Annotated in this window: 22 protein-coding genes and 3 tRNA genes; 16 read left to right on the top strand and 9 right to left on the bottom strand. The window is 67.9% G+C overall.

The features are described from left to right. The first annotated feature begins 450 nt into the window (after window positions 1-450). From PKE78_RS14945 to PKE78_RS14935, 3 genes are read left to right on the top strand one after another with little or no spacing between them, the layout of a single operon-like run. Complete coding sequence (locus PKE78_RS14945) at window positions 451-1,602, top strand: acyltransferase family protein (RefSeq protein WP_271201695.1); 1,152 nt, start codon at window positions 451-453, stop codon at window positions 1,600-1,602. Continuing rightward, on the top strand, window positions 1,599-3,191 hold the full coding sequence (locus PKE78_RS14940) for a GMC oxidoreductase (RefSeq protein ID WP_271201694.1): 1,593 nt from the start codon (window positions 1,599-1,601) through the stop codon (window positions 3,189-3,191). The genes PKE78_RS14945 and PKE78_RS14940 overlap by 4 nt, the downstream gene beginning before the upstream one ends. Window positions 3,192-3,207: 16 nt before the next feature. Continuing rightward, window positions 3,208-3,621, top strand: coding sequence for a hypothetical protein (locus tag PKE78_RS14935; RefSeq protein ID WP_271201693.1), 414 nt, complete (start codon window positions 3,208-3,210; stop codon window positions 3,619-3,621). Between the two features lie 34 nt (window positions 3,622-3,655). On the opposite strand, the gene moxG is transcribed toward PKE78_RS14935, so the two are convergent. The 3 genes from moxG to PKE78_RS14920 form a co-directional block, all read right to left on the bottom strand. Beyond that, window positions 3,656-4,228 (bottom strand): cytochrome c(L), periplasmic, encoded by a 573-nt coding sequence (gene moxG, locus PKE78_RS14930; protein WP_271201999.1) that lies wholly within the window; start codon window positions 4,226-4,228, stop codon window positions 3,656-3,658. A 304-nt stretch (window positions 4,229-4,532) separates the two neighbouring features. Further along, the gene (gene glnA, locus PKE78_RS14925) at window positions 4,533-5,942 is read right to left on the bottom strand and encodes a type I glutamate--ammonia ligase (RefSeq protein ID WP_271201692.1); all 1,410 of its coding nucleotides are present in this window, start codon (window positions 5,940-5,942) and stop codon (window positions 4,533-4,535) included. Window positions 5,943-6,013: 71 nt separating this feature from the next. Then, window positions 6,014-6,352, bottom strand: coding sequence for a P-II family nitrogen regulator (locus tag PKE78_RS14920; RefSeq protein WP_271201691.1), 339 nt, complete (start codon window positions 6,350-6,352; stop codon window positions 6,014-6,016). Between the two features lie 339 nt (window positions 6,353-6,691). On the opposite strand from PKE78_RS14920, the gene PKE78_RS14915 reads away from it, so the two are divergent. The 5 genes from PKE78_RS14915 (at window position 6,692) to clpX (ending at window position 12,614) form a co-directional block, all read left to right on the top strand. Continuing rightward, window positions 6,692-8,167: an NAD(P)H-hydrate dehydratase gene (locus PKE78_RS14915; protein WP_271201998.1), complete on the top strand. Its 1,476-nt coding sequence runs from the start codon at window positions 6,692-6,694 to the stop codon at window positions 8,165-8,167. A 573-nt stretch (window positions 8,168-8,740) separates the two neighbouring features. Further along, window positions 8,741-8,825, top strand: a tRNA-Leu gene (locus PKE78_RS14910). A 112-nt stretch (window positions 8,826-8,937) separates the two neighbouring features. Next, entirely contained in the window at window positions 8,938-10,395 is a 1,458-nt protein-coding gene (gene tig / locus PKE78_RS14905; protein ID WP_271201690.1) for a trigger factor, read from the top strand. 98 nt (window positions 10,396-10,493) lie between these two features. Then, a complete protein-coding gene (locus PKE78_RS14900; protein WP_271201689.1) occupies window positions 10,494-11,135 on the top strand; it encodes an ATP-dependent Clp protease proteolytic subunit in 642 nt (213 codons plus the stop codon). Between the two features lie 210 nt (window positions 11,136-11,345). Continuing rightward, complete coding sequence (gene clpX, locus PKE78_RS14895) at window positions 11,346-12,614, top strand: ATP-dependent Clp protease ATP-binding subunit ClpX (RefSeq protein ID WP_271201688.1); 1,269 nt, start codon at window positions 11,346-11,348, stop codon at window positions 12,612-12,614. A 78-nt stretch (window positions 12,615-12,692) separates the two neighbouring features. Here the strand turns inward: clpX and PKE78_RS14890 are convergent, their stop codons facing one another. Next, window positions 12,693-13,310, bottom strand: a complete 618-nt coding sequence (locus PKE78_RS14890; RefSeq protein ID WP_271201687.1) for a TetR/AcrR family transcriptional regulator — start codon at window positions 13,308-13,310, stop codon at window positions 12,693-12,695. Window positions 13,311-13,500: 190 nt separating this feature from the next. Between PKE78_RS14890 and PKE78_RS14885 the strand changes: the two genes are divergently transcribed. From PKE78_RS14885 to PKE78_RS14870, 4 genes are all read left to right on the top strand, one after another. Further along, window positions 13,501-13,899, top strand: coding sequence for a RidA family protein (locus PKE78_RS14885; protein ID WP_271201686.1), 399 nt, complete (start codon window positions 13,501-13,503; stop codon window positions 13,897-13,899). 244 nt (window positions 13,900-14,143) lie between these two features. Next, a complete protein-coding gene (gene lon, locus PKE78_RS14880) occupies window positions 14,144-16,570 on the top strand; it encodes an endopeptidase La (protein ID WP_271201685.1) in 2,427 nt (808 codons plus the stop codon). A 236-nt stretch (window positions 16,571-16,806) separates the two neighbouring features. Then, window positions 16,807-17,082, top strand: a complete 276-nt coding sequence (locus PKE78_RS14875) for an HU family DNA-binding protein (protein ID WP_271201684.1) — start codon at window positions 16,807-16,809, stop codon at window positions 17,080-17,082. 118 nt (window positions 17,083-17,200) lie between these two features. Continuing rightward, a tRNA-Val gene (locus PKE78_RS14870) sits at window positions 17,201-17,276 on the top strand. Between the two features lie 87 nt (window positions 17,277-17,363). Here PKE78_RS14870 and PKE78_RS14865 read toward each other — a convergent pair. Beyond that, window positions 17,364-18,224: a LytTR family DNA-binding domain-containing protein gene (locus PKE78_RS14865; RefSeq protein ID WP_271201683.1), complete on the bottom strand. Its 861-nt coding sequence runs from the start codon at window positions 18,222-18,224 to the stop codon at window positions 17,364-17,366. A gap of 247 nt (window positions 18,225-18,471) precedes the next feature. Here PKE78_RS14865 and PKE78_RS14860 point away from each other — a divergent pair, with 247 nt between their 5' ends. Beyond that, window positions 18,472-19,203: a MipA/OmpV family protein gene (locus PKE78_RS14860; RefSeq protein WP_271201682.1), complete on the top strand. Its 732-nt coding sequence runs from the start codon at window positions 18,472-18,474 to the stop codon at window positions 19,201-19,203. Window positions 19,204-19,689: 486 nt separating this feature from the next. After that, on the top strand, window positions 19,690-20,559 hold the full coding sequence (locus tag PKE78_RS14855; RefSeq protein WP_271201681.1) for a YihY/virulence factor BrkB family protein: 870 nt from the start codon (window positions 19,690-19,692) through the stop codon (window positions 20,557-20,559). Window positions 20,560-20,566: 7 nt separating this feature from the next. On the opposite strand, the gene PKE78_RS14850 is transcribed toward PKE78_RS14855, so the two are convergent. Then, window positions 20,567-21,052 carry a VOC family protein gene (locus PKE78_RS14850; RefSeq protein ID WP_271201680.1) on the bottom strand — a complete coding sequence of 162 codons (486 nt, stop codon included), beginning with the start codon at window positions 21,050-21,052 and terminating at the stop codon, window positions 20,567-20,569. Window positions 21,053-21,141: 89 nt separating this feature from the next. Then, complete coding sequence (locus PKE78_RS14845) at window positions 21,142-21,372, bottom strand: hypothetical protein (RefSeq protein ID WP_271201679.1); 231 nt, start codon at window positions 21,370-21,372, stop codon at window positions 21,142-21,144. A gap of 353 nt (window positions 21,373-21,725) precedes the next feature. Between PKE78_RS14845 and PKE78_RS14840 the strand changes: the two genes are divergently transcribed. Continuing rightward, window positions 21,726-25,205 carry an ATP-binding protein gene (locus PKE78_RS14840; RefSeq protein WP_271201678.1) on the top strand — a complete coding sequence of 1,160 codons (3,480 nt, stop codon included), beginning with the start codon at window positions 21,726-21,728 and terminating at the stop codon, window positions 25,203-25,205. Between the two features lie 36 nt (window positions 25,206-25,241). On the opposite strand, the gene PKE78_RS14835 is transcribed toward PKE78_RS14840, so the two are convergent. Then, a complete protein-coding gene (locus tag PKE78_RS14835) occupies window positions 25,242-25,433 on the bottom strand; it encodes a CsbD family protein (protein WP_271201677.1) in 192 nt (63 codons plus the stop codon). 48 nt (window positions 25,434-25,481) lie between these two features. Continuing rightward, window positions 25,482-25,757, bottom strand: a complete 276-nt coding sequence (locus PKE78_RS14830) for a hypothetical protein (RefSeq protein ID WP_271201676.1) — start codon at window positions 25,755-25,757, stop codon at window positions 25,482-25,484. A 227-nt stretch (window positions 25,758-25,984) separates the two neighbouring features. Between PKE78_RS14830 and PKE78_RS14825 the strand changes: the two genes are divergently transcribed. Beyond that, window positions 25,985-26,061: transfer RNA gene (locus PKE78_RS14825), tRNA-Pro, on the top strand. Window positions 26,062-26,221 lie beyond the last annotated feature (160 nt).

Below are 26,221 nucleotides of genomic sequence, written 5' to 3'. Positions count from 1 at the left end.
CCGGCCCGCGTGGGGCAGTCGGCGTGTACGAACCCGTCGAGCTTTCGATCTGCTCTCATGCGGCCTGCCTAGACTAGAACGTAAGCGCTCCTGTCGTTCCGATCCTCGACAGAAGTGTCGCCTAACATTTTCGCGCGGCAGCGTCGCTAAAGTCAGCTAAATTGTGTTGTTCCAGGCTCGGGACGTTCCGGATGCGTCTCAGTCTGGTCTGTCTACACGCTTCGGCGGAGTCATTTTCTTAGACCTCCGTGTTCGTTGTTGACGAGAAAACTGTGCTCTCGTTCTCCGCCGTCGTCAAGCCGTCATCTGAGATCGGCGCGGAAGCCCGCGCGGCTGGGCTGCAAAACGCTGAAAACGCAGCGATCTGGCAGCGGGACGTAAAGGATTTGCGCGTAGCGTCGTCGTCTCGTGGCGACGGCGCGGACAGGCCCGTCGCGGGGACGCGATGGCATGACGACCGAACCGCAAAGACGTTTCACGCCAGGCATGCTGCTGCCCGAGCTGGTCTCCACGCGCGGCGTCGCCGCCGTGTGGGTGGTGCTCGCGCACAGCTACGCCACGGTGCTGAAGGGCCACTACGACCTGCCGGCCGCGATCGAATACAGCCGCGTCATCGTCGACTTCTTCTTCGTGCTCAGCGGCTTCGTGCTGGCGCACATGTATGACGGGCCGTGGCGAGAAGGCAGACTCCGTCACGGCGACTTTCTGATCCGCAGGCTCGCGCGGCTGTGGCCGCTGCATCTGTTCACGCTCGTTTGCGTGCTGGCGCTGGTGGTGGCGGGACGCATCCTCGGCGTGACGCCGGAGGCGACGCACGACGGGGCGAGCTTCGTCATGACGGCGCTCATGCTGCACTCGGCCTGGGCGACGCCGGATCTCGCGTGGAACTGGCCGTCCTGGTCCGTCAGCGCCGAGTGGATCGCCTATCTGATGATCCCGCTCTACCTCGCCGCGGCCGACCGCGTGCGCGGCACCGCGCGGCGTCTCGCGCTCAGCCTCGTACTGTTCGCGGTCTGCTCCGTCGGGTCGCACATGCTGCTGCGCCTCGACCTCGTGACGCTCACTTTCGACGGCGGCGCTCTGCGGCTGATGCCGTCGTTCCTGGCCGGCATCCTGCTCCGCCGCATCTTCGACGACGAGCCGGCGCTGCTCGCGATGACGCCGCGGATCTACGCGCTCGTCATCGTCGGCGTGTTCGCGGCCTGCGGCGCGCTGATCGCGCTCGACGCGCCTTACGACGCGCTGTGGCCGCCGATGCTGGTGTTGGTCGCGGCGCTGGCGTCGCGCGCTACCTGGGCCGAGCCCGGCGTGCTGCGCAACCGCATGCTGATCTGGCTGGGAGACCTGTCCTATTCGATCTACCTCACGCACGCGATCGTCATCATGGTGCTGTTCGCCGGGGCGGAGCACCTCGGCTTCGCGCGCACGCTCGGCGAGCGGGCGGTGATCGGCGTGTGCGTGCCCTTCGTGACGCTGGGGGTTTCCGTGGTGACATACGCCATCGTCGAAAAGCCCGGCCGCGCGGGCTTCATGTGGGTCGTCGAAAGGCTGGCGCGGGCTCAGGCGGCCCGGCGGGCGCGCGCGAGCGGGATGCGGATATGATCGGCGATCTGCTCTCGGGCGAGGCCCCGGCGGAACTGACGGGAGACGTCTGCGTCGTGGGCTCGGGCCCCGCGGGCGTCACGCTGGCGCTCGAACTCGCGAAAAAGGGGCGGCAGGTCATCCTGCTCGAATCCGGCGGCGAGCAGTACGAGGAGGATAGCCAGGCGCTGTATGAAGGCCGGATCACCGGCCACCAGAACATCGACGTCGCGGCGTCGCGGCTCCGGCAGTTCGGCGGCACTTCCGGCCACTGGACCGGGATGTGCGCGCCCCTCGACCCGGTCGACTTCACGCCGCGCCCCGACATGCCGGACCACGGCTGGCCGATCGGCCGCGCCGACCTCGATCCGTTCTACGCGCGGGCGCAGCCCTATCTCGACCTCGGACCCTACCGCTACGACTTCGACTATTGGCGCCCGAACGCCCCGGGACCGGCGCTGCCGCTCGACCCGACCAAGGTGTTCACCACCGTCTACCAGCAGAGCCCGCCCACCCGCTTCGCGCTGAAATACATGGAGACGGTGCGGGCGGAGCCGAAGATCTCCTGCTGGCTGCACGCCAATCTCGTCGACATCGCGCTGAACGCCGCCGGCTCCGCCGTCGAGCGGATCGAGGCGCGCGCGCTGGACGGCCATTCCGTCAGCGTCAGGGCCAACCGCTTCGTCATCGCCTGCGGCGGCGTCGAGAACGCGCGCATCCTGCTGAACTGCCGCAAGCAGCGGCCGGAGGGCCTCGGCAACGAGAACGGTCTCGTCGGCCGCTATTACACCGACCACATGACGATCGAAACCACGCTGGTCGCGCTCGACGACGAGATCGACGCGACGCTCTACGACGAGCAGCACACCATCGGCGACACGGTGCTGAACTTCGGCCTGAAGATCGCGCCGGACGAGATCGTCGCCCGCGGCCTCAACAACAACGCCGCGTTCCTGATCCCCCAGTTCGACGACGAGACCTTCAACGACGAGTTCCGCAATTACGGCTGGATCGCCTTTTCGGAGATGGTGAAGGCCTTCGCGCATGGCCGCGTTCCGGAGCGGTTCGGCGAGCGCTACTGCGAGGTGGTCGACGATCTTGGGCGCGTCACCACGGGCGCCTATCGCCACGTGATGCGGAAGGTGAAACCGCGCTCGAGGCCGGTGGCGTTCAAGCTGCGGCAGGACGCGGAGCAGTCGCCCAATCCCGACAGCCGGGTCACCTTGATCGACGAGGTCGACCCGCTCGGCTTTCAGCGCGTCGCGCTGGACTGGCGCGTGACCGACGAGGACCTGCTCAGGCTGCGACGCACGCATCAGTTCATCGGCGAGCAGCTCGGCGCCGCCGGCCTTGGCCGCATGCGGCTCGGCATCTCGGACCCCCCGGACCACGACATCGCCTTCTCCGGCTACCACCACATGGGCACGACGCGCATGCACGCCGATCCGAAGCGCGGCGTGGTCGACGCCGACTGCCGGCTGCACTCGGTCGCGAACCTCCACATGGCCGGCAGCTCGGTCTTCACGACCGCCGGCTGCGCCAACCCCACGCTGACGATCACGGCGCTCGCCATCCGGCTCGCCGATCATCTCGCAGCGACGCTCGCTTGAGCTAGGGGAGGACGCCTTGGGAAAAATCACACGGCGCTTGCTGCTCGGATCGGTCGCCACGGTCGTCGCGGGCGGCGCCGTCTACGGCGGCAGCCGGTTCGCATGCCAATTCGTGCCGCGCCACCATCCCGACTTCTTTTCGCTGCTCGACTTGGCGCCCGACAACCCCGACACGCGGCGGATCGGCGAACTGGTCGTCGCCGAGGCCGCGCCGGCTGGGTTCGACGCCTTCGCGGCCGCGTTGCGGCTGCGGCCGCTGACGGGGGAGGCGGCGACGACTGACTGCGCGTCGACCCGCCGCCGTCTGGTGCAGGACCAGTGCGCGATCGACTTCGCGGAGGGCCGCTCGGTCGTCATAGACGGCTGGGTGCTGTCCGAGACCGAAGCGAACCTCTACGCCGCGAAGCTGCTGCGGCCGTCGATCGCGTGACGCGGGCGAAGGCCGCCCGCGTCACGCGTCCTCGTCACTCGACCTTGCAGGTCTCGGGCGCGTTCGCGCCTGGCTTCGGGGTCGGCGTCTTGCCGTCATAGGGCTTGAAACTCGCCTTCAGCTCGTCGGTGAGCCACTCGCCGGCGTCCTCGGGCTTGTCCTTGTAGAGATGGCGAACCCAGGCCATCGTCAGCAGCATGTCGTCGACGTTCATCGCGCCGTACATCGGGCCCATCTGGCCGGACGCGCCGCCGAAGATGATCTCGAAGAACCCCTTGTCGGTCGCGCCCTGCGGATAGGTCCAGTAGCTGTCGTTCAGGCCTGGCCCAAGCTTGCCTTCGGCCTTCTGGCCATGACAGCCGGAGCACATCGCGAGATAGGTCTGCTCGCCCTTCGCAAGGCAGTCGGCTTTGCCGTTGTAGATGTTCCGGCCGGTCTCGATGAACGTCTTGAACGCCTCGGTGTCCTTGCCTTCCGGACCCGCCTCCTCGAGGTTCAGCACCTCGCCGGTGACGGCGTTGTTCAACGTTATCGCCGCCTTGGCGCCGACGACGCCCGCGGCGATCAGCGCCACGGCTGCGGCCGCCTTCGCCGTCGCTCCCCTCATGGACATGTTTCCGCTCCGAATTATTGTGACTGACGCGCGCGGACCTAATTATGAATCTCATATTAAAAGACTTGAGATCGGTAATTTAGGTCCGAACGAGCGTCGTCACATAACGGATGCTGGAACAATTCAAACGACGTCTCCGTCACGAACGCGTCATGTGAGATAAAGTTTTTGTAGTTCTGGGGAAATACACCCACTTCAAAATAGAAGAAGTTCCCGGTTCGGCAAAAAAATGGGGCGCCCTGAGGCGCCCCGGCAGATACGTCGCGCCTTGACGAGGCGCGACGCGGGAGAAGTAAGGTCAGGCCGAATAGTACATGTCGAACTCGACCGGATGCGGCGTGTGCTCGAACCGGATGACCTCCTTCATCTTCAGCTCGATGAAGCTGTCGATCTGGTCGTCGGTGAACACGCCGCCCTTCTTCAGGAACTCGCGGTCCTTGTCGAGGTTCTGCAGCGCCTCCCGCAGCGAGCCCGACACGGTCGGGATCTTCTTCAGCTCGCGCGGCGGCAGGTCGTAGAGATCCTTGTCCATGGCCGGGCCCGGATCGATCTTGTTCACGATGCCGTCGAGGCCGGCCATCAGCAGCGCGGCGAAGGCTAGGTAGGGGTTCGCGGTCGGGTCGGGGAAACGCACCTCGACGCGCTTGGCCTTCGGCGAGTTCGTCCACGGGATGCGGCAGGAGGCCGAGCGGTTGCGGGCGGAGTAGGCCAGCAGCACCGGCGCCTCGAAGCCCGGCACCAGTCGCTTGTAGCTGTTGGTGGACGGGTTGGTGAAGGCGTTCAGCGCCTTGGCGTGCTTGATGATGCCGCCGATGTACCAGAGGCACTCCTGGCTGAGGCCGGCGTACTTGTCGCCCGCGAACTGCGGCTTGCCGTCCTTCCAGATCGACTGGTGGACGTGCATGCCCGAGCCGTTGTCGCCATAGACCGGCTTCGGCATGAAGGTCGCCGTCTTGCCGTAGGAATGCGCGACCTGATGGATGCAGTACTTGTAGACCTGCAGGTGGTCGGCGATGCGGACGATCTTCTCGAACTTGAGGCCGAGCTCGTGCTGGGCGGAGGCCACCTCGTGGTGGTGCTTCTCGACGACCGCGCCCATCGCGGCCATGGCGGCCAGCATCTCGCCGCGCATGTCCTGCTCGCTGTCCACCGGCGGAACGGGGAAGTAGCCGCCCTTGGTGCGCACGCGGTGGCCGAGATTGCCGGTCTCGTAGTCGGTGTCGGAGTTGGTGGGCAGCTCGACCGAGTCGAGCTTGAAGCCGGTGTTGTACGGGCTCGTCGCGAACTTGACGTCGTCGAACACGAAGAACTCAGCCTCGGGGCCGAAATAGACCGTATCGCCGATGCCGAGCGACTGGAGGTAGACCTCCGCCTTCTTCACCGTGCCGCGCGGGTCGCGCTCATAGGGCTCGCCGGTGGTCGGCTCGAGCACGTCGCACACGACCGACAGCGTCGTCGCGGCGAAGAAGGGGTCGATGCATGCGGTCGCCACGTCCGGCATCAGCAGCATGTCGGACTCGTTGATCGCCTTCCAGCCGGCGATCGACGAGCCGTCGAACATCTGCCCCTCGGCGAAGAAGTCCTCGTCCACCATCGTGATGTCGAAGGTGACGTGCTGCCATTTCCCGTTCGGATCGGTGAAGCGGAGATCGACGTACTTGACGTCGTTCTCCTTGATGAACGCGAGAACGTCCTTGGCGGTTTTCATGGTGACCGTCCTTGTCCCTGTTCAGGTTTTTTATGACGCCCGCGTCGAGGCGGGCGCCATGCGAGAAACCGTCAGATCGCGTCGAGGCCGCTCTCGCCCGTGCGGATCCGGATCGCTTCCTCGACCGGGGACACGAAGATCTTCCCGTCGCCGATGCGGCCCGTCGCCGCCGCCTTGCGCACGGCCTCGACGGCGCGTTCTACCACGTCGTCGCCGATTACGACCTCGATCTTCACCTTCGGCAAAAAGTCGACGACGTACTCGGCGCCCCGATACAGTTCGGTGTGGCCCTTCTGACGGCCGAAGCCCTTCGCCTCGGTCACCGTGATGCCCTGAACGCCGACCTCCTGGAGCGCCTCCTTCACCTCGTCGAGCTTGAACGGCTTAATGATCGCTTCGATCTTCTTCACTTTCGGGAGCTCCTCCGTGTCGTCCGTCTCGCGCACGTATGACGTCGGCGCGGACGCGGGCGTGGCGCATCGAAGCAGCAAGCATGCCAAGCGCGCGGACGTTGGGAAACCGGCTGACGCTCAACAGCCTACCGCGCCCCACTTCGGCGCGCGACTGCTGGATGCGACGGGAATGAACATGAAATATGCAAACAGATTAGAAAATAGGCAGATTTCTGGGTCTGGTCTCGCACGGTTCGCGCGAAGTTTGGGCAGGCGCGCCCAGCGGGTTTGCAGCCGCGAGTCCGGCGTCACGATGCGGCGAGGCGGCGCGTGATCGAAATCCTCAGCTGTTCCGAGATGGCGGAGGCTGATCGGCGCGCGCCGGCCGAGGGCGTCGCGGGCGAGATGTTGATGGAGGCGGCGGGGCGGGCGGTCGCGGAAGCGGCGCTCGCGCGCTGGCCGCAGGCGCGCCGCGTGCTCGTGCTCGCAGGTCCCGGCAACAATGGCGGCGACGGCTACGTGGCCGCGCGGCGGCTGGCGGAGAGCGGGCGGACGGTCGCGGTGGCGGCGTTGGCGCCTGTGGAGGCGCTGCGCGGCGACGCCGCCGTCATGGCGGCGCGCTGGTCGGGCCCGACGCTTCCGATTGGAGAAGCGGGTCCGGTCGACTTCGATCTCGTGGTCGACGCGCTGTTCGGCGCCGGCCTCGCCCGTCCTCTCGCGGGCGTCGCCGCGCATGCGATCGGGCGCGCGGCGGACAGCGGACTTCCCGTTCTCGCCGTCGACGTGCCGAGCGGGCTGAACGGCGACACGGGCGCGGCGGCGGGAGCCGTGCTGCCGGCTACGCTGACCGTCACCTTCGTCCGCCTGAAGCCCGGCCATCTGCTCTATCCCGGTCGGGCGCTCTGCGGCGAGGTCGTCCTCGCGGACATCGGCATGCCGGGAAGCGTCGTCGCCGGCGTTGGGGCGCGGACCTTTCTGAACCGGCCTGCGCTGTGGCGCACGGCGTTCCCGGAGCCTAATCCGCAGGGCCACAAATACGATCGCGGCCATGTGCTGGTCTGGAGCGGACCTGAGTTCGCGACCGGCGCGGCGCGGCTCGCGGCGCTCGGCGCCGCGCGGGGAGGGGCGGGGGCCGTCACGCTCGCAGGACCCGCCGCGGCGCTCCGGGTCCACGCCGCCCATGTCTCCGCGATCATGCTGCGGCCGGCGGCGAGGCCGGACGACCTGCACGCGATCCTGGCCGGCCGCCGTTTCGCCATCGCGATCGTGGGCCCCGGCGCGGGCGACGGCGTCGAAGCGGCGACGGACGCCGCGCTCGCCGGAGCCGCGGCATGCGTGCTCGACGCCGACGTCTTCACCGCCTTCGCCGATCGCCCGAACGCGCTGCGCGACCGCATAGCGGAGCGTCCCGCCCGGCCCGTCGTGGTCACGCCGCACGAAGGAGAGTTCGGCCGGCTGTTCGGGCAGGGCGGACCGGCCGGTTCGAAGCTCGACCGTGCGCGCGAGGCAGCGCGCCGGCTTGGCGCGACCGTCGTGCTGAAGGGGCCGGATACGGTGGTCGCGAGCCCGGACGGCCGCGCCGCGATCGCCGACAACGCGCCGCCATGGCTCGCGACCGCGGGCGCCGGCGACACGCTGGCGGGGTTCTGCGCCGGCCTCCTCGCGCAGGGCATGCCCGCGTTCGAGGCCGCTACGGCGGCGGTCTGGCTGCACGGCGAGGCGGCCCGCGAGGTCGGGCCCGGCCTGATCGCCGACGACCTGCCGGGCGCGCTTCCGGCCGTGCTGAGGAGGTTTCAATCAACCGTGGCGGAGGGCGGCGACTCCCAGCCTTAGGAATGTCGTTTTAAAGAGAGAGCATCGGGACGCTTGGTTTATGATCCCATGAAGATGCTTTGGAATTCCAGCTGGAAAGATGCAGATGGATCAAGCTCCGGGATGCCCAAGGTGCGGATTGAGTAAGGCCGTGGGGCCGAAGCTGTTACTCATCGACCCAGAATGGATTGGTGGACCGGGCGTCGATCCGCGCCTCAGATACATCACTGATCTCAGAGCAGACGATGTCCACCCGGATTTGCGAATGCGACAGCCTCTTCAACAGTTTGTCAGTGGATACTATTGCGAAGATTGCGGGAAGGGCTTCCTGCCGGAATCGATGCTCAAGCCTGATCGGCCCCGGTACAGGTTTTAGGCGGTAGCGTCCGATTGGATGCGATACTGCTCCGTGGCTGACTTGCGTTGGGCGCTACCGTCGCTGCGCTGCCGGCCGTGCTGCGCCGTTTGCCCGGCTGACGCGGCGTCAGCCGAAGGGCGCGTCGTTTTTTTGGTGCGCGCTCCGGTCGCCGTGATATAGAGCGTCCGCCTTGCGCGCCCCTTTTCAGGGATGCGCGAGGCGCGATTGCGCCCGGCGCGGGCGTGGTGGAACTGGTAGACACGCGGGATTTAGGTTCCCGTGGCGCAAGCCGTGGGGGTTCGAGCCCCTCCGCCCGCACCAAGGTCCGGCCGATCGTCCGCCGCCAACCCGTGGAACAAGGCGCCGCGGGCGCGCGCTTCCCCGCAGGCGGGGGGCGCAGCGCCGCGGCGGAAGATTCGAAGAGACGACGCTCATGCAGGTGACGCAAACCCTCGACGAGGGCCTCAAGCGCGAATTCAAGGTGGTGGTGCCCGCCGCCGACCTCGACGCCCGCCTGAACGAGCGTCTCGCGACGCTGAAGGACCGCGTCAACATCAACGGCTTCCGCAAGGGCAAGGTGCCGCTCGCGCACCTCAAGAAGCTCTATGGCCGTTCGGTCATGGCGGAAGTGGTCGAGCAGACCGTCGCCGAGGCAAATAAGAAGATCGTCGACGACAACGGCCTCAAGCTCGCGATGCAGCCGAGGATCAGCCTTCCCGAAGAGAAGGACGAGGTCGAGGGCGTCATCTCCGGCGCGTCCGACCTGTCCGTGACGGTGGCGCTCGAGGTGCTTCCCCAGGTCGAGCTCAAGGACGTTTCGGGCATCACGCTCGAGAAGCTGACCACCGAGGTGACCGACGCCGAGGTCGATGAGCAGGTCGAGCGGGTCGCCAAGCAGAACGCGCCGTTCGTCGCCAAGGCCGAGGGCGAGGCGGCGGCCGAGGGCGACCGGCTCACGGTCGACTTCGTCGGCAAGATCGATGGCGAGCCGTTCGAGGGCGGCTCCGCCGATAACACCGAGATCGAGATCGGCGCCGGCCGCTTCATTCCGGGCTTCGAAGAGCAGCTCGTCGGCGCCAAGGCCGGCGAGGCCCGCACCATCTCCGTGACCTTTCCCGAGGCCTACGGCGCGGCTCATCTCGCCGGCAAGGCCGCGACCTTCGACGTGACCGTGAAGGCGGTCGAGGCGCAGGGCGAGGTCAAGATCGACGACGAACTCGCCAAGACGCTCGGCATGGACGACCTCGCCGCGCTGAAGGCGGCGGTGCGCGACCGGATCGGCGAGCAATACGGCCAGATCGCCCGGCAGAAGCTGAAGCGCCAGCTTCTCGACGCGCTCGACGCCGAATACGCCTTCGACCTGCCGCCCACGCTGGTGGAGCAGGAGTTCGAGAACGTGTGGCGTCAGGTTCAGGCCGACCTCGCCGCGAACGGCCGCACCTTCGCCGACGAAGAGACCACCGAGGATGAGGCCCGCGCCGAGTACCGCAAGATCGCCGAGCGCCGCGTGCGCCTCGGGCTCGTGCTCGCCGAGATCGGCGACAAGCACGAGGTCAAGGTCACCGACGACGAGGTGACCCGCGCCCTGATCGAGCGCGCCCGCCAGTTCCCCGGCCAGGAAAAGCAGGTGTGGGACTACTATCGCCAGAGCCCCGAGGCGCTGGCCGAACTGCGCGCGCCGATCTTTGAAGACAAGGTCGTCGACCAGATCCTCGAAAAGGCGACCGTGACCGAGCGCGCCGTCACGAAGGACGAGCTGCTGGCCGATCCGGACGCCGAGGCGGCCGAGGGCGAGAAGGTCGAGAAGGCCAAGCCCGCCAAGAAGGCGGCCAAGGCCAAGAAGGCCGCAGCCGAGCCCGAGACCGCGACGGACGCCGATCCTTCGGCTTGACGTCGCGCCCTCACGGGCGTCCATTGCCGCGAACCAAGCGCGCCGCGTCGCCGAGAACCGGTGGCGCGGCGCGCCTTCTTGAGGACGAGACTCCGCCCATGCGCGATTTCCAGGACCTGACCACCAACTTCCTCATTCCGATGGTGATCGAGCAGACCAACCGCGGCGAGCGGTCGTTCGACATCTACTCGCGCCTGCTGAAGGAGCGAATCATCTTCCTCTCGGGCCCGTTCAACGACGATATGGCGGCCGTGATCTGCGCTCAGCTGCTGTTCCTCGAGGCGGAGAACCCGAAGAAGGAGATCGCGCTCTACATCAATTCGCCGGGAGGCGTGGTCACCTCCGGCTTCGCGATCTACGACACCATGCAGTACATCCGGCCGGCGGTGGCGACGCTGTGCATGGGCCAGGCGGCCTCGATGGGCTCGTTCATCCTGATGGCCGGCGAGAAGGGCATGCGCGCCGCGCTGCCGAACGCCCGCATCCTGGTGCACCAGCCCTCCGGCGGCTTCCAGGGCCAGGCGTCCGACATCGAGCGCCACGCCGAGGACATCGTGAAGATCAAGCGCCGGCTCAACGACATCTATGTGAAGCACACTGGCCGGACCTACGAGGAGATCGAGCGCACGCTCGATCGCGACACCATGATGTCGGCCGAGCAGGCGCGCGACTTCGGCCTGATCGATCAGGTGTTCGAGCGCCGTCAGGGCGAAGGCGAAGGCGACGTCGCGTCGGCGTGACCTGAAGGCCACCGTCGGTCATGATCGCAACCGGACCGGCGCGTCCGGTTGCCGAGAACGCGCTTCGGCGTATCATGGCGGGCGGCGTTGCGTCGCAGCGGAGCTGTCACCATGTGACGGCGCCGATTGATTAAGGTCGGTCGGCATATGACATCTCGATGAAGCGGCGCGACTCAGGGACGCCGGCTTCGACCCGAAAGGGGTGATATGATGAGCAAGGTCGGCGGCGGAGACGCCAAGAACACCCTGTACTGCTCGTTCTGCGGAAAGAGCCAGCACGAAGTCCGCAAGCTCATCGCCGGACCCACCGTCTTCATCTGTGACGAGTGCGTCGAGCTGTGCATGGACATCATACGCGAGGAGAACAAATCCTCGCTGGTGAAGTCGCGCGACGGCATCCCCACCCCGAAGGAAATCCGCAAGGTTCTCGACGACTACGTCATCGGGCAAGACCATGCGAAGAAGGTTCTCTCGGTCGCCGTCCACAATCATTACAAGCGGCTGAACCACGCGACCAAGCACAACGACGTCGAGCTGGCGAAGTCCAACATCCTGCTGATCGGCCCGACCGGCTGCGGCAAGACGCTGCTCGCGCAGACGCTTGCGCGCATCCTCGACGTGCCGTTCACGATGGCGGACGCGACGACGCTGACCGAGGCCGGCTATGTCGGCGAGGACGTCGAGAACATCATCCTGAAGCTGCTGCAGGCCGCGGACTACAATGTCGAACGCGCCCAGCGCGGCATCGTCTACATCGACGAGATCGACAAGATCAGCCGCAAGTCCGACAACCCGTCGATCACCCGCGACGTGTCGGGCGAGGGCGTGCAGCAGGCGCTGCTGAAGATCATGGAAGGCACCGTCGCCTCCGTGCCGCCGCAGGGCGGACGCAAGCATCCGCAGCAGGAGTTCCTGCAGGTCGACACGACCAACATCCTGTTCATCTGCGGCGGCGCCTTCGCCGGCCTCGACAAGATCATCTCGTCGAAGGGGCAGGGCACCTCGATCGGCTTCGGCGCCAAGGTGAAGGCGGTCGACGAGCGCAAGACGGGCGAGATCTTCCGCCACGTGGAGCCCGAGGACCTGCTGCGCTTCGGCCTGATCCCGGAGTTCGTCGGCCGTCTGCCGGTGCTGGCGACGCTCGAGGACCTCGACGAGGCGGCGCTGAAGACGATCCTGACCGAGCCGAAGAACGCGCTGGTGAAGCAGTACCAGCGGCTGTTCGAGATGGAGAACGTCGAGCTCGCCTTCAACGAGGACGCGCTGTCGGCGATCGCCAAGAAGGCCATCGAGCGCAAGACCGGCGCCCGCGGCCTGCGCTCGATCATGGAGCAGATCCTGCTCGACACCATGTTCGACCTGCCGGGCCTTGAAGGCGTGGAGCAGGTGGTGATCTCGGGCGACGTGGCCGACGGCAAGGGCCGCCCGCTCTACATCTACGCCGACCGCGCCGGCGAGGCGGCTCCCGCCAGCGCCTGACCGACGTTCAGCCTCAACGCTGCGAACGCCCGCGACCATGGTCGCGGGCGTTTTTCGTTCAAGAGCCGCGTCGACGGATCAACCCGAGACCTGCGCGGCTGAACTCTTCGGCTTCAGCAGGCCGGTCGCAAGAAGCCGGAACGCGTCGGTCGCCTTGGCGAGCACGGCAGGCGGATCGTCGGCGGCGGCGACCCACAGCGAGGCGTTGAGGGCGGCGCCGTTGAGCAGGCGGGCGGCGGCTTCCGGGTCGACCGGTGCGATCACGCCGTCGGCGATCAGCGTCTCGATCGTCCGCGTCGTCGCGCGCAGGCAGGCGGTCTGGTTCGGCCAGCGCGACGGGTCGCCAAGCACGGCCGGACCGTCCAGCAGCATGATGCGCTGGATTTCGGGCTCGAGCGCCATCTCGATGTAGGCGACGCTCTCGGCGAGCAGGCCCGGCCAGCCCGAGCCGGCCTTCTCGCGCACGATGCGCAGACGCTCCAGCATCTCGGCGTCGATCTGATCGATCACCGCCTGCAGCAGGCCGGGTTTGCCGCCGAAGCTGTGATAGAGCGCTCCGCGGGTCAGGCCCGCCTCGGCCGTCAACTCATCCATGGACGCTTCGGCGTAACCCTTCGCGGCGAACGCTTTGCGCGCCGCGCGCAGCAGTCTGGCCCGTGTCTCCTCAGCAGCCTGAGCCCGACGTCCTGCGACCATCTCCCGTCTCCGTAGTTCACATACGCGGCGTATGCATATTGACATACGCGCTGTATGACCAGATGTGTTCGACATACGACGCGTATGTGAAGCGTCGATCCAAGCGCCCCGTGAGCCTGGTCCCGTCCATCTCGGGCGTCTCTCCGCCTTCGACCCGCGCGAACCGGCTTGCCATAAGGAGTTTCAGATCATGACCACCCGCGACGCGGTGTTTCCCGCCAATCCGCAGCCGCTCTACGAGGCTCACCGTTACTCGCCGGCCATCCGCTCGGGCGACCTGCTTTTCGTCTCAGGACAGGTCGGCGTCCGCGAGGACGGGACGCCCGAGCCGGACTTCCCCAAGCAGGTCCAGCTCGCCTTCGACCATCTGGAAGCGGTGCTGAAAGCCGCCGGGGCCACCTTCGCCGACGTGGTCGACGTCACCACCTTCCACACCGATCAGGCGACGCAGATCGAGGCGGTCGCGGCGGCCCGGCTGAAGGCGTTCGGCGGGCCTCCTTACGCGAACTGGACGGTGGTCGGCGTCACGTCGCTGTCGGGCTTCGACTTCGAGATCAAGGTGATCGCGCGCGTTCCCGCGTCGGCCTGATCTCTCGTGCCGGTCGCCGGCTGCGGCCGGGCTCGGAGGCGGCCGCTGCGCCGCATCATGTCGCCATTGACACCCTCCGACCGCATGGCCACCTAATCCTCAACAAAGGCGCGCGTTTCCCAAGGCTTCGCGCGCCGCTCCCTTGGGCGGCCGCCCTGCGAGGCCTTAGGCTCGCAAGAACGACCGCGCCGAATCGTGGCCGCAGCCCCTGAAGGATTGCGGCCTGTGACAAGGAATTCCGACCATGACCGCTGCCAAATCGCGCGCGACCGACGCTCCGGGCGAAGTCGACGTCCATCCGGTGCTTCCGCTCCGGGACATCGTGGTCTTCCCGCACATGATCGTGCCGCTGTTCGTCGGCCGCGAGAAGTCGATCCGCGCGCTCGAGGAGGTGATGAAGGCCGATCGGCCGATCCTGCTCGCGACCCAGCGGAACGCCACCGACGACGATCCGGGCGCTGACGGCATCTTCGAGGTCGGCACCCTCGCCTCGGTGCTCCAATTGCTGAAGCTTCCGGACGGCACCGTGAAGGTGCTGGTCGAGGGCCAGTCGCGCGCCCGCGTGCTCGGCTACACCGACCGCACCGAGTTCTTCGAGGCCAAGATCGAGCCGGTCGAAGACGTGATCGAGAAGCCGGTCGACGTCGAGGCGCTCGCGCGCTCGGTCGTCTCGGACTTCGAGAACTACGTGAAGCTGAACAAGAAGGTCTCGCCCGAGGTGGTGAGCGCCGTCAGCCAGATCGAGGACGCCTCCAAGCTCGCCGACACCGTCGCGTCGCACCTCGCCGTCAAGATCGGCGAGAAGCAGGCGGTGCTCGAATTGACGGACGTGTTCCAGCGTCTCGAGAAGGTGCTGTCGCTGATGGAGAGCGAGGTCTCGGTCCTTCAGGTCGAGAAGCGCATCCGCACGCGCGTCAAGCGCCAGATGGAGAAGACGCAGCGCGAGTACTACCTGAACGAGCAGATGAAGGCGATCCAGAAGGAGCTCGGCGACGACGACGGCCGGGACGATCTGGCCGAGCTCGAAGAGCGCATCGCCAAGACCAAGCTCTCGAAGGAGGCCCGCGACAAGGCCGACGCGGAGTTCAAGAAGCTGCGCCAGATGAGCCCGATGTCCGCGGAAGCGACCGTCGTGCGCAACTATCTGGACTGGCTGCTGTCGATCCCGTGGGGCGTCAAGTCCAAGGTCAAGAAGGACCTGGCGCAGGCCGAGGCTCTGCTCGAATCCGAGCACTTCGGACTTGAGAAGGTCAAGGAGCGCATCGTCGAGTATCTCGCGGTGCAGTCGCGCGCCAACAAGCTGACGGGCCCGATCCTGTGCCTCGTCGGCCCTCCCGGCGTCGGCAAGACCTCGCTCGCCAAGTCGATCGCCAAGGCGACCGGCCGTGAGTATGTCCGCATGTCGCTCGGCGGCGTGCGCGACGAGGCCGAGATCCGCGGTCATCGCCGCACCTACATCGGCTCGATGCCCGGCAAGGTCATCCAGTCGATGAAGAAGGCGAAGAAGGCGAACCCGCTGTTCCTGCTCGACGAGATCGACAAGATGGGCATGGACTTCCGAGGCGACCCGGCGTCGGCTCTGCTGGAGGTGCTCGATCCCGAGCAGAACAACTCCTTCAACGACCATTACCTCGAGGTCGATTACGACCTGTCGAACGTGATGTTCGTGACGACGGCGAACACGCTGAACATCCCGCCGGCCCTGATGGACCGGATGGAGGTGATCCGCATCGCCGGCTACACCGAGGAGGAGAAGGTTGAGATCGCGCGGCGGCATCTGCTGCCGGGGATCCTGGCCAAGCACGGGCTCGCCGAGAAGGAGTTCTCGATCGATCAGGAGGCGCTGCTTGAGGTGATCCGGCGCTACACCCGCGAGGCGGGCGTGCGCAATCTGGAACGCGAGATCTCCAACGTCGCCCGTAAGGCGGTGAAGGAGCTGGTGCTGCAGAAGCGGAAGAAGACGGTCAAGGTGACGGCCGCCAACCTCGCCGACTACCTCGGCGTCATCCGCTACCGCTACGGCGAGGCGGAGGCCGAGGATCAGGTCGGCGTGGTCACGGGGCTGGCCTGGACCGAGGTCGGCGGCGAGCTTCTGACCATCGAAGGCGTCATGATGCCCGGTAAGGGCCGCATGACGGTGACGGGCAACCTCAAGGACGTGATGAAGGAGTCGATCTCCGCCGCCGCGTCCTATGTCCGGAGCCGCGCCATCGACTTCGGCGTCGAGCCGCCGCTGTTCGACCGCCGCGACATACACGTGCACGTGCCGGAGGGGGCGACCCCGAAGGACGGCCCGTCCGCTGGCGTCGCCATGGCGACCGCGATCGTGTCGATCATGACGGGCATCCCGGTCCGCAAGGACATCGCGATGACCGGCGAGATCACGTTGCGCGGCCGGGTGCTGCCGATCGGCGGACTGAAGGAGAAGCTGCTCGCCGCGGTCCGCGGCGGCATCAAGACGGTGCTGATTCCGGAAGAGAACGCGAAGGACCTCGCGGACATTCCGGACAGCGTGAAGACGAAGCTGGAGATCATCCCCGTGCGGGTGGTCGATCAGGTCCTCGCCCATGCGCTGCTCCGCCAGCCGGAGCCGATCGAGTGGGACGAGGAGCGGGCCCCGCCGCCCGCTCCCGCGATCGAAGAGGAAGCGCCCGGGCTCCGGGCGCACTGAACGAACGCGTCACCGGCCGTCCCGCAAGGGGACGGCCGGTTCCTCCATAGCGGGCATCGCTCGCGAAATGCACGCGGTCGAGCGCCGAAATCACCTCTCTACCCCCCGGAAACGCATCGAAACTGACGGAAAATCGCCCGTCCATCCTTGCGCTTCGGAAGATTTCGCGAAAGTGTGCCGGGCTCGTTCACGGGGATGCGCCGTTGCGCGATTCCTGTCGTCACATGGAGGGAACGATGAACAAGTCCGATCTGATCGCTGAGGTCGCCGAGACTTCCGGCCTGACGAAGCTCGACGCGGCCAAGGCGGTCGACGCGACCTTCGACGCCGTGATCGCCGCTCTGAAGAAGGGCGATGAAGTTCGCCTCGTCGGTTTCGGCACGTTCGCCGTCGTGAAGCGCGCCGCCGGCGTCGGCCGCAATCTGCGCACCGGCGAAACGATCAAGATCCCCGAGTCCAAGACGCCGAAGTTCAAGGCCGGTCAGGCCCTGAAGGACGCCGTCAACGCGTGACGCGCCCGACGGCGCCGCGCTCCTCAGGACGCGCGGTCGCCCGGGACGTCAGACGTTTGCGACTTGCGCGAATGGCCGCTTCCGACGACAAGGGAGCGGCGTTCGTCGTTCTGGAGCCGGGCGGTTAGCTCAGCTGGTAGAGCATCTCGTTTACACCGAGAGGGTCGGCGGTTCGAGCCCGTCACCGCCCACCACGCTCCGGATGATGCCCCCTCGCGATGGGGACGTCCCAGTTTCCGAAAGCTCCCGTACAGCAAGGTCGGCGTGCGATTGCTCGCCCACTAGAACGACGACGCGCGACCCTGCGCCAGTTCGGCGATGGACTGCAGGTGGCGCTGGGACACCGGCGCCGTCAGTCCGTTCGACAGCGTCACTCTCGCCGCGCGGCCCGAGCGTTCGAAGTTTTCGATAGCGTCCGCCGCGACCCACCACGAGCGATGGGCCTGCGCGCCGGGCGTCGATCCGACCTCCCTCATGGCGTCGCCGAGCCGCATCAGGACGAGTGAGGATCCGCGGCTGGTGTGCACGCGCACGTAATGATCCTCCATCTCGAGACATAGGATCGGGCCGCGGACTGCCGGCGGCAGCCGCGTCAGCAGCGTGCTCTCCGCCAGCACCGACGGCGGCGCGATGGTCGCATCCGCCCCTCCGTCGGTCGGCGGAGGCAAGGCGTGCGTCGTCGCGCCGCCCGCGTCCTCGCCACGCCCGGCTACGGCCGTGCGCGACGTTCCAAGGATCCCGTCCGACAGGATGACGACGCCGAGGCAGATCAAGGCGATCTGCCCGTACATCTCCAACAGCTCCGGGACGCTCGCCTCCCAGCCGACCAGCGCGGTGGTCGCCGGAGCCACCACCGCCAGCATCGGGGCCGACGCGACGGCGACGAGACAGATCCGCCGGATCCAGACGCCTGCGCTCCGATAGGCATCGATGCTTCGGAGCGCCTGCTCGACCACCGCCGCCACAATGAACCAGCACGCCAGCAGGCCGGCCCAGTAGCCGAGCTTCGGCAGGAAGTCCGGCTTGTCGGTGCTGAAAGGGCCGATGTAGGCGAAGACGAGCCCGAGGCCCAAGGCCATGCCGAGTTCGCCGACGCGCTGGCGTAGCCACAGCTCGGCCTGAGAATTCGCGAAATCACGCATCGCGGACCTGCTTCCCCCTCACGATTCAGAGCACGTCACGAAGCATTCTGCGCAATGGCGAAGGCGCGCTCGCACTGTCCCCGCGCGCCGGCCATGGCTGTCTCAGCGCGCCGGTCCGTTCGGCAGCGGGAGAGACGTGGACATGAAGCGAACCCGGACGAGATTCGGCATAGCGGCGGTTTTGGCCGTTATCGAGGCGACGTCGGCGCAGGCCGCCGACTTTTCCGAAGAGGCCGCTGTCCCGCCCGTGGCGGCGCCCGACGAGCGGGTGTTCTCGGCGTTCGTCGCGGCCGGCGCCGGTTTCGCGCCCGAGTACGAGGGCGCCGACTCCTACGAGGTCGTGCCGTTCGCGATCGCCAACGTGAAATGGCGCGGCGTCGAGCTGCAGCTCCGCGGCCCGCAAGCCCGGATCGACGTGCTGGCCGACAGCCCCTGGGACGTCGGTCCGATCGTCGGCTACCGGGGCAAGCGCGACGACGACGTGAGCGGCCCGGTCCGGCGTCTCGACGAGGTCGACGCTGCGATCGAGGCCGGCGGGTTCATCGGCTACCGCTTCGGCGGCCGCGCCGATGGTCAGGGAGAGATCGGCGTGGAGGCGTCGTTCCTGCAGGACGTCTCGAACGCCCATGACGGTTTCACCATCACGGCGGGCGTGTCCTACGCCGCGCTGCGATGGGGGCCGCTCTACGCCAATGTGGACGCGGAGACGACCTACGCCAGCGAGGACTTCAGCCGCGCCTATTTCGGCGTGACCCGGTCCGGATCGGCCGCCTCTGGGCTGCGCGCCTATCGGCCTGACGCCGGCTTCAAGGACGTCAGCGCGGGCCTGACCGTCGGCTACCAGTTCAACGAGCGGTGGGGCGCGCTCGCCCGCGCGGGCGTGACCCGCTACGTCGGCGACGCCGCGGACAGCCCGGTGGTCAAGGACGGAGCGGAGACAGCGGGCCTGTTCGGCCTCGCGCTGTCCTACCGCTACTAGGTCGAACCGCGCGGACGACCGGGCCGGATCGGCGAGATCGGCCCTGTCGTCCGCGGCACGCGTTGAAATCGGGCAGGCATGCGCCGGCGTATGCGTCCCCCACGGGCGCATGCTGATCCCGACTGCCGATGGTCGCCCGATCCGACCGGCGACCATCGGCAGGCCATCTTCGACTCCCCACCAATCGGCCCCGCGTCGGCGCGCCGCGGAAACGCTCCCGCCCGTCCGGCGTTTCGACAAGGCGAAGCGTGGGGGAGGGGCGGCATGCGGGGACGATCCGGACAGGAGAATGGACGGGGACTGCCCGTCGATCCCTTCATCGTCGCAGCGGCGGCCATGGCGGTCGCCGCGCTGGCGCTCGGCCGAGCCCCGCGCCAAGGCGCGCGCTCGGCAGAGCCCTCCCGAGGCGAGTCCGCTTCCTCCACGCGCGGACGCGACGCGCGCGCCCCGCAGGAGTTTCCAGCCCGCGGCTGGCGCGACATCGCGTTGCGTCTTTATGGAGAGATCACGAACGATCGCCTGCTGGCGGTCGCCGCCGGCGTCACGTTCTACGCGCTGCTCGCGATCTTCCCGGCGCTCGTCGCCCTCGTCTCGCTTTATGGCCTCACGTCCGACCTCTCGACGCTCGACGCCCACCTCGCGACGTTCCAGGGGGTTGTGCCGCGCGCGGGCCTCGACATCGTGCGCGATCAGGTCGCGCGAATCGTGACGAAGAGCGACGGCGCCCTCGGCTTCGCCTTCGCGTTCGGTCTCGGAGCGGCGCTCTGGAGCGCCAACGCCGGGATGAAGGCGATGTTCGACGCCCTCAACGTCGTCTACGAGGAGAAGGAGAAGCGGTCCTTTGTCGTCCTGAATCTCACCTCGCTCGGCTTCACCTTCGGCGGCATCCTATTCGTGCTGATCGCGTTCAACGCGGTGGTGGTGCTGCCGATCGCGCTTGAGTTCGTCGGCCTCGGCGGGCGCGCGGAAGCCCTGCTGCAGTTCGGTCGCTGGCCGGTGCTGTTCGTGGCGGTGCTCGCCGCGCTGACGCTGCTCTACCGTTTCGGCCCCAGCCGCCGACCGCCGAAATGGCGATGGGCCGCGCCCGGCTCCGTTCTGGCGGGCGCGCTCTGGGTCGGCGGCTCGCTCGCGTTCTCCTGGTATGCGGAGAACCTCGCAACCTACAACGAGACCTACGGCTCGCTCGGCGCAGCGATCGGCTTCATGACCTGGATCTGGATGTCGGCCGCCGTCGTCCTGCTCGGCGGCGAGCTCAACGCGGAGATGGAGCACCAGACCGCGATCGACTCGACCGTCGGGGCGCCCCGGCCGCTTGGGCGGCGCGGCGCGTCCATGGCCGACCGCGTCGCGCCCTGAGGCCGTCTCAGCCGCCGTCATAGGCCCGGCGCAGCGCCGCGATGTCGATCTTCGTCATCGGCAGCATCGCCCGCATCACGCGGGCGGACCGTTCGGCGTCGGGATCGGCGAGCCAGGTCCCGATCTCCGCCGCGTTGACCTGCCAGGTCACGCCGAAACGATCCACGATCCAGCCGCAGGACTGCGGCGCCCCCCCGTCCGACAGCTTGGCCCAGAGCGTGTCCAACTCGGCCTGGCTCGAGCAGCCGATGAACAACGAGATCGCGCCGGTGAAGCTGAAGTGCGGGCCGCCGTTGATCGCCGCGAAGCTCTGTCCGGCGATTTCGAACCCGATCGCCATCACCTCGCCGACGGGACCCGGTCCGTCCGCGCCGTAGCGCGCGACGCTGGCCACGCGCCCGTCGTCGAACAGCGACACATAGAAGGCGACGGCCTCCTCCGCGTTCCGGTCGAACCAGAGGTTCGGGATGATCTTCTGCGTCGACGGATGCATGGCGTTCTCCTAGGTTCCGGCCTGTCGGCCGCGTCGAACCAAGGACGATCGGAAACGCCCGATCCCGACATGCCCCTCCGCCGTTAAGATCAGGCCTTGCGAGCGCGCGCCTTGGGCGCAGGGGCCGCAGCCGCGACCGAGCCGAATTCCGCGACGACCACGTATTTCGACCAGAACGGCTTTTCCGGATCCGCCGGATTCTCGCGCTCCGGCACCCAGAGGACATTGACGACGCGCCCCCCGCGTTCGGCCACGTCGTTGAGCTTGCTGTTCAATCCCTCGACGGAGTCTTTTGTTATGAGAGTCTCGTACTGAAGCATCAGGCGTTCTCCACCGCGCCTTCTGACTGGGCGCACGTATTGTTCGAGCGATTATACGGAGACGCGCGGAGGTTGGAAGCCGCCTAGCCTAGGTCTGGAGTCGGCGGCGAACGAAAAAAGCCCGGCCGCTCCCCTGACGGCCGGGCTTGCTTCGCACGTTCGGAGGGAGAGGGGCGGGAATCCGTTCCGACGCCTTTCGGCGGGGGATCCAAATGCGAAGCATGGCGACGTTAGCGCGCCGCCCCTGAACGCAAACCGGACGCCGCGTTCATCGGACGTTCATCCCAAAGCGACGGTCGCGCGCGGGTTCGAGGCGGCCTAAGCTGCGGCAGCGAAACCGAAGCGGTACGCCGATGAGCTTAGGCTGGTTCCCTCCGCCGTTGCGCTACCGTCTCGGGGCGGCCTGCGTCGTCCTCGCCGCCATCGCGGCGCTCGTGGCGCTGGCGTCGCGCCTGCTCGACCGACCGTTCCTGCCGGCCGACTTCCCGCCGATGACGGCCGAAGTCGCCGTCGCGACGCTCGCGGCCTCGGTCGCTTGGTTCGCCCTGCGCTCGGGCTCGCGTCTCCTGCGCCGATCCGGCGTCGCTCTGGCCGGCGTGGTGGCGGCGGTCGGGCTTTTCGCGCTCCTCGATCCCATCCTGCATCTCGGCGCGGCTGTCGGCGATCGCCCTCAGACGCCGCCGATCGCGACCGCCGTCGCGCTGTTCTGCCTTGCGGGCGTTCTCGCCCTCACGGCGTCGGTCAGGACGGCCGCCGTCGACGCGCGTCAGGTGCTGCGGCTGGTGGGTCTCGCGACGGCGCTGTTCACGCTGCTGCTCTATGTGGCGGAACCCTCCACCATCATGGTGGTTCGGGGGTTCGAGACCTTCTCCGTCGACAGCGCCGCGGCCTTCGCCCTGCTGTTTCTTGCGAACGACGCCGACCGCTCCGCCGCAAGCCTGCGCTGGCAGATCGCCCATCTCGGCATGGTCACGATCGCTCCGCTCGCCGCGCTCACGGTCCACTTCGCCGGCTCCGAGCGCGAGATCGCGCTGCGCAGCGCGGAGGAGCGGCTGGAAAGCGCGGCCCGGCTCGGCGCCGAACGGCTCGATGCGGTCGTCGAGGACGCGCGTCGGCTGTTGCTGTTTCTCGCCCGCTCGCCGGAGGTGCTGCGCGCCGGCCCGTCCTGCCCGGATCGTCTTTCGGCGTTCTCGAGCCTCAACGCCAGCCTTCGGGCTCTCTACATTGTGAACAAAGGCGGGGAGGTCACCTGTTCGAACGTTCCGGGCGTCGCGGGCCTGAACGTCGCCGACCGGGATTATGTCCGCGACGCTTTGTCGACGCAGGCGTTCACGGTCAGCGGCCTGTTCGTGTCCCGTCTGAAGAATATGCCGCGCATCGCGGTGGTCACGCCGCTCCTGGTCGAAGCGCGCGAACCCGTTCTGCTCGCGGCGGTGCTCGATCTCGCGTCTTTCAGCGACCCGCTGCACAACCTCGCGGCCGAGTTCGATCCGCGCGCGACGCTGACGCTGGTGGACCGCCGCGGCATGATCATCGCGCGCCATCCGCAGGGACCCGTCGCGGGCGTCAGCGCCGTCGACGAGCCGTTCGTGGCGAGGGCGCTGTCCGACACCGGCTCCACGTTCGAGGCCGTCGAGATCGACTCGCGCTCGACGGTGTTCGCGTCCCGGCGCGTTCTCGCCGACCAGGGCGCCCTGATCGTCGGCCTGCCGAAACGCAATGTGGTCGCGCCGGTCGACAAGCGCTTGAACCAGCGACTCGCGCTCATCGGGCTCGTTCTGGTCGCGTCGGTGGCGCTCGGCACGCTTGGAGGCGAGGCGCTGGCGCTGCGGCCCCTGCGCCGGCTGACGGCCTACGCCCGCAAGCTTCAGGACGGCGATCTCGGCGCGCGTCCGCAGGTCAGCGCCCGCGGCGAAGTCGGCGCGCTCAGCCGCGCGCTCGGCGTGATGGCGGCGGCGGTCGAGGACCGCGAGCGCCGCCTCGCCGGCGCGGAGGCCCTGTTCCGCGGCCTGTTCGACAACTCCCCCGACTGCAAGGCCGTGCTCCGGGTCGACCCCGACGGAGCGTTCCGGGTCGAGACGTGGAACGCCGCCTCCCAGCGCGCGACGGGGCTCACGCCCGACGATGTGGTCGGGCGTACGCCGGCGGAAGTGTTTCCGGGTCCGAGGGGCGACCTGATCGAGCGCGACCTCGAGCGCACGCTGGAGCTCGGGCAGGTGTCGCGCATCGAGCGCGAACCGACCGTCAACGGCGTTCCGCAAACCTATGAGATGGTCCAGGTCCCGCTGCGTGGCGCCGACGGCCGGATCGAGCGCATCTTCATCTCGGCCCATGACATCTCCGACCGGAAGCGCGTCGATCGCCTCAAGAACGAGTTCGTGTCCACCGTCAGCCACGAGCTGCGCACGCCGCTGACGTCCATCGCGGGCTCGCTCGGACTGCTCGCCGGCGGGGTGGCGGGGCCTTTGAGCGACAAGGCGAGCCATTTGATCGCGATCGCGCACTCCAACAGCCTGCGCCTCGTTCGGCTGATCAACGACATCCTCGACATCGAAAAGATCGAGGCCGGACGCATGGCGTTCGATCTCATGGAGATCGACCTGATCGAGATCGTGGAGCAGGCGGTCCGGGGTCTGCGCGCCTACGCCGACGAGTTCGGGGTGATCATCGATGTCGCGCACGACGAGACCGACCTCGTCGTGCGCGGCGACGCCGACCGGTTGAACCAGGTGGTGACCAATCTCGTCTCGAACGCCATCAAGTTCTCGCCGCCCGGCGCGACGGTGGAGGTTGCGGTGAGCGCCGAGGACGATGTGGCCACGATCGCCGTCCGCGACCGCGGCGCGGGCATCCCCGAAGCCTTCCGCCCGCGGGTGTTCAGCAAGTTCGCCCAGGCGGACGGCTCGGACAGCCGCCGCAAGGGCGGCACGGGGCTCGGCCTCGCGATCGTCAAGGAGATCGTCGAGCGCCACGCCGGGGCCGTATCCTACGGCACGGAGCTGGGCGTCGGCACCGAGTTCCGCGTTCGCCTGCCGCGGTTCCGCCGGCGCGACGTGGCCCCGCCGATGTTCGCCTCGGGCGAGACGCTGCCGCGGGTGATGATCTGCGAGGACGACATCTTCATCGCCGCGCTGCTGTCCGAACTGCTGCGCGACGCCGGGTTCGACAGCCTCGTCGTGGGCACCGTCCGCTCCGCGCTCAAGGCCGCCGAGACCGAGCAGATCGACGCCATCCTCGTGGACCTGAACCTGCCGGACGGGGACGGCATCAGCCTGATCCGAGACCTGCAGGCCGCGCCGCGCACCCGCACGATCCCGATCGTCGTGGTCTCGGCCGAGGCCGGCCGGGGACGGATAGACGCGCGCGCCTCGGCCCTCGACGTTGTCGCCTGGCTGGAGAAACCCGTCGACGCGCGACGGCTTGCGGCGGTGCTGCGCGTCCGGCTTGGCGTCCGCGAGCCCCGGCCGCGCGTCCTCCATGTCGAGGACGACGCGGACCTCAGAAAGGTGGTGGCTGCGGCGATCGGCTCGATCGCCGACGTGGTGTCGGTCGGCAGTTTCGACGAGGCGAAGCGTGAGCTCATCCAAGGCGGGTTTCATCTCGCCATCGTCGACCTGACGCTCGACGACGGCTCCGGACTTGATCTGCTCGCCACGCTCGAAACCCGCCGGCCGCACGCGATCCCGACGATCATCTTCTCCGCCGACGACGTAGACCGCGAGGTCGCCACGCGGGTGGAGGCGGCGTTGACCAAGTCGCGGACGTCGTTGTCGGTGCTGGTCGAGACCGTCCGGCGCCTGGTGGCCGAGCGCCGCCCGACGGCGACGCTGTGACCGGCGCTCCGGTCGCGGCGGTCGCTTCGTCGGCGGTCAGCGCGTTTTCCGCAGCGCGGAGCTCGCCGCGTCCACGGCCTTGCCGGCCGTCTTCTGCAGCTTGCCTTCGGTTCGCTCAGCCTTGCCCTCAGCCTGCAGCCCGACGTCGCCGATCGCGCGGCCGACGGCGGCCTTGCCCTTGCCCACGGTCTCCTTGACCGCGCCCTTGATGGTGTTGGTGTTGACCATCACGATCCTCGCTTCCTGGTTATCGATTGGCGATGGGCGGTTCTGCCGTCAGCGCAGCAGGCGGCCGAGCACCAGGCCGGTGACCAGAGCCACGCCGGCGGCGGCGAGGGGGTTCTCCCGGATGGCCTCCGACAGCGACGTGGATTGGCTGGGCGCGGGAGCGCGGGCCGGGGAGGTGGCGCGGCGGGTTGCGGCGACGCCTTCGTCCGCGGCGTCCTCGATGACGCGCGCCGCTTCAGCGCCTGCGCTGCGTGCGCCGCGGGCGGCCTTGCGAGCCACGTCGGCGGTGGCTTCGGCGGCTTCGTCTGCTTTCGAATCGGCCATCGGCGCGTTCCTTCCTGTCCGCTTCGCCAAAGCGGGCCGCAACCTGCGCGACGAGCCCCGGCTGGATGACTTGCGTGCCCCATGAACGCCGCGTGCGTCCCCCGGTTCCCTTGGGCAGACGCCTGTCGCCACAAGCCGGCGAAGTTCGGCGCGACGGATGTGGGAAAGCCGGATCAAGCCTGCTTGCGGAGTGAAACGCGGCCTCGTATAAGGGCCGCCGTCGGCCACGGAGTGTAGCGCAGCCTGGTAGCGCACCTCGTTCGGGACGAGGGGGTCGCAGGTTCGAATCCTGCCACTCCGACCAACCTTTCCAAGAGGTTGGGGGTCGACGCAGAACGTCGCGGCAATGAGCGCGGCGACGTTCCATGCCGCGGGACGCCCGCGGCTTTTTTCTTTCCAGACAAAAACGCTCCGCCGTCGGATCGCCGAAGACCGGCGAGGGCGCGGCCATGGCGCTCTCGCTC

Origin of the sequence: Methylopila turkensis (assembly GCF_027922325.1) — a bacterium.
Lineage (GTDB): Bacteria > Pseudomonadota > Alphaproteobacteria > Rhizobiales > Methylopilaceae > Methylopila > Methylopila turkensis.
The sequence above is the reverse complement of the archived record's forward strand: the minus strand, read 5'-3'. Positions and strand labels throughout refer to the sequence as shown.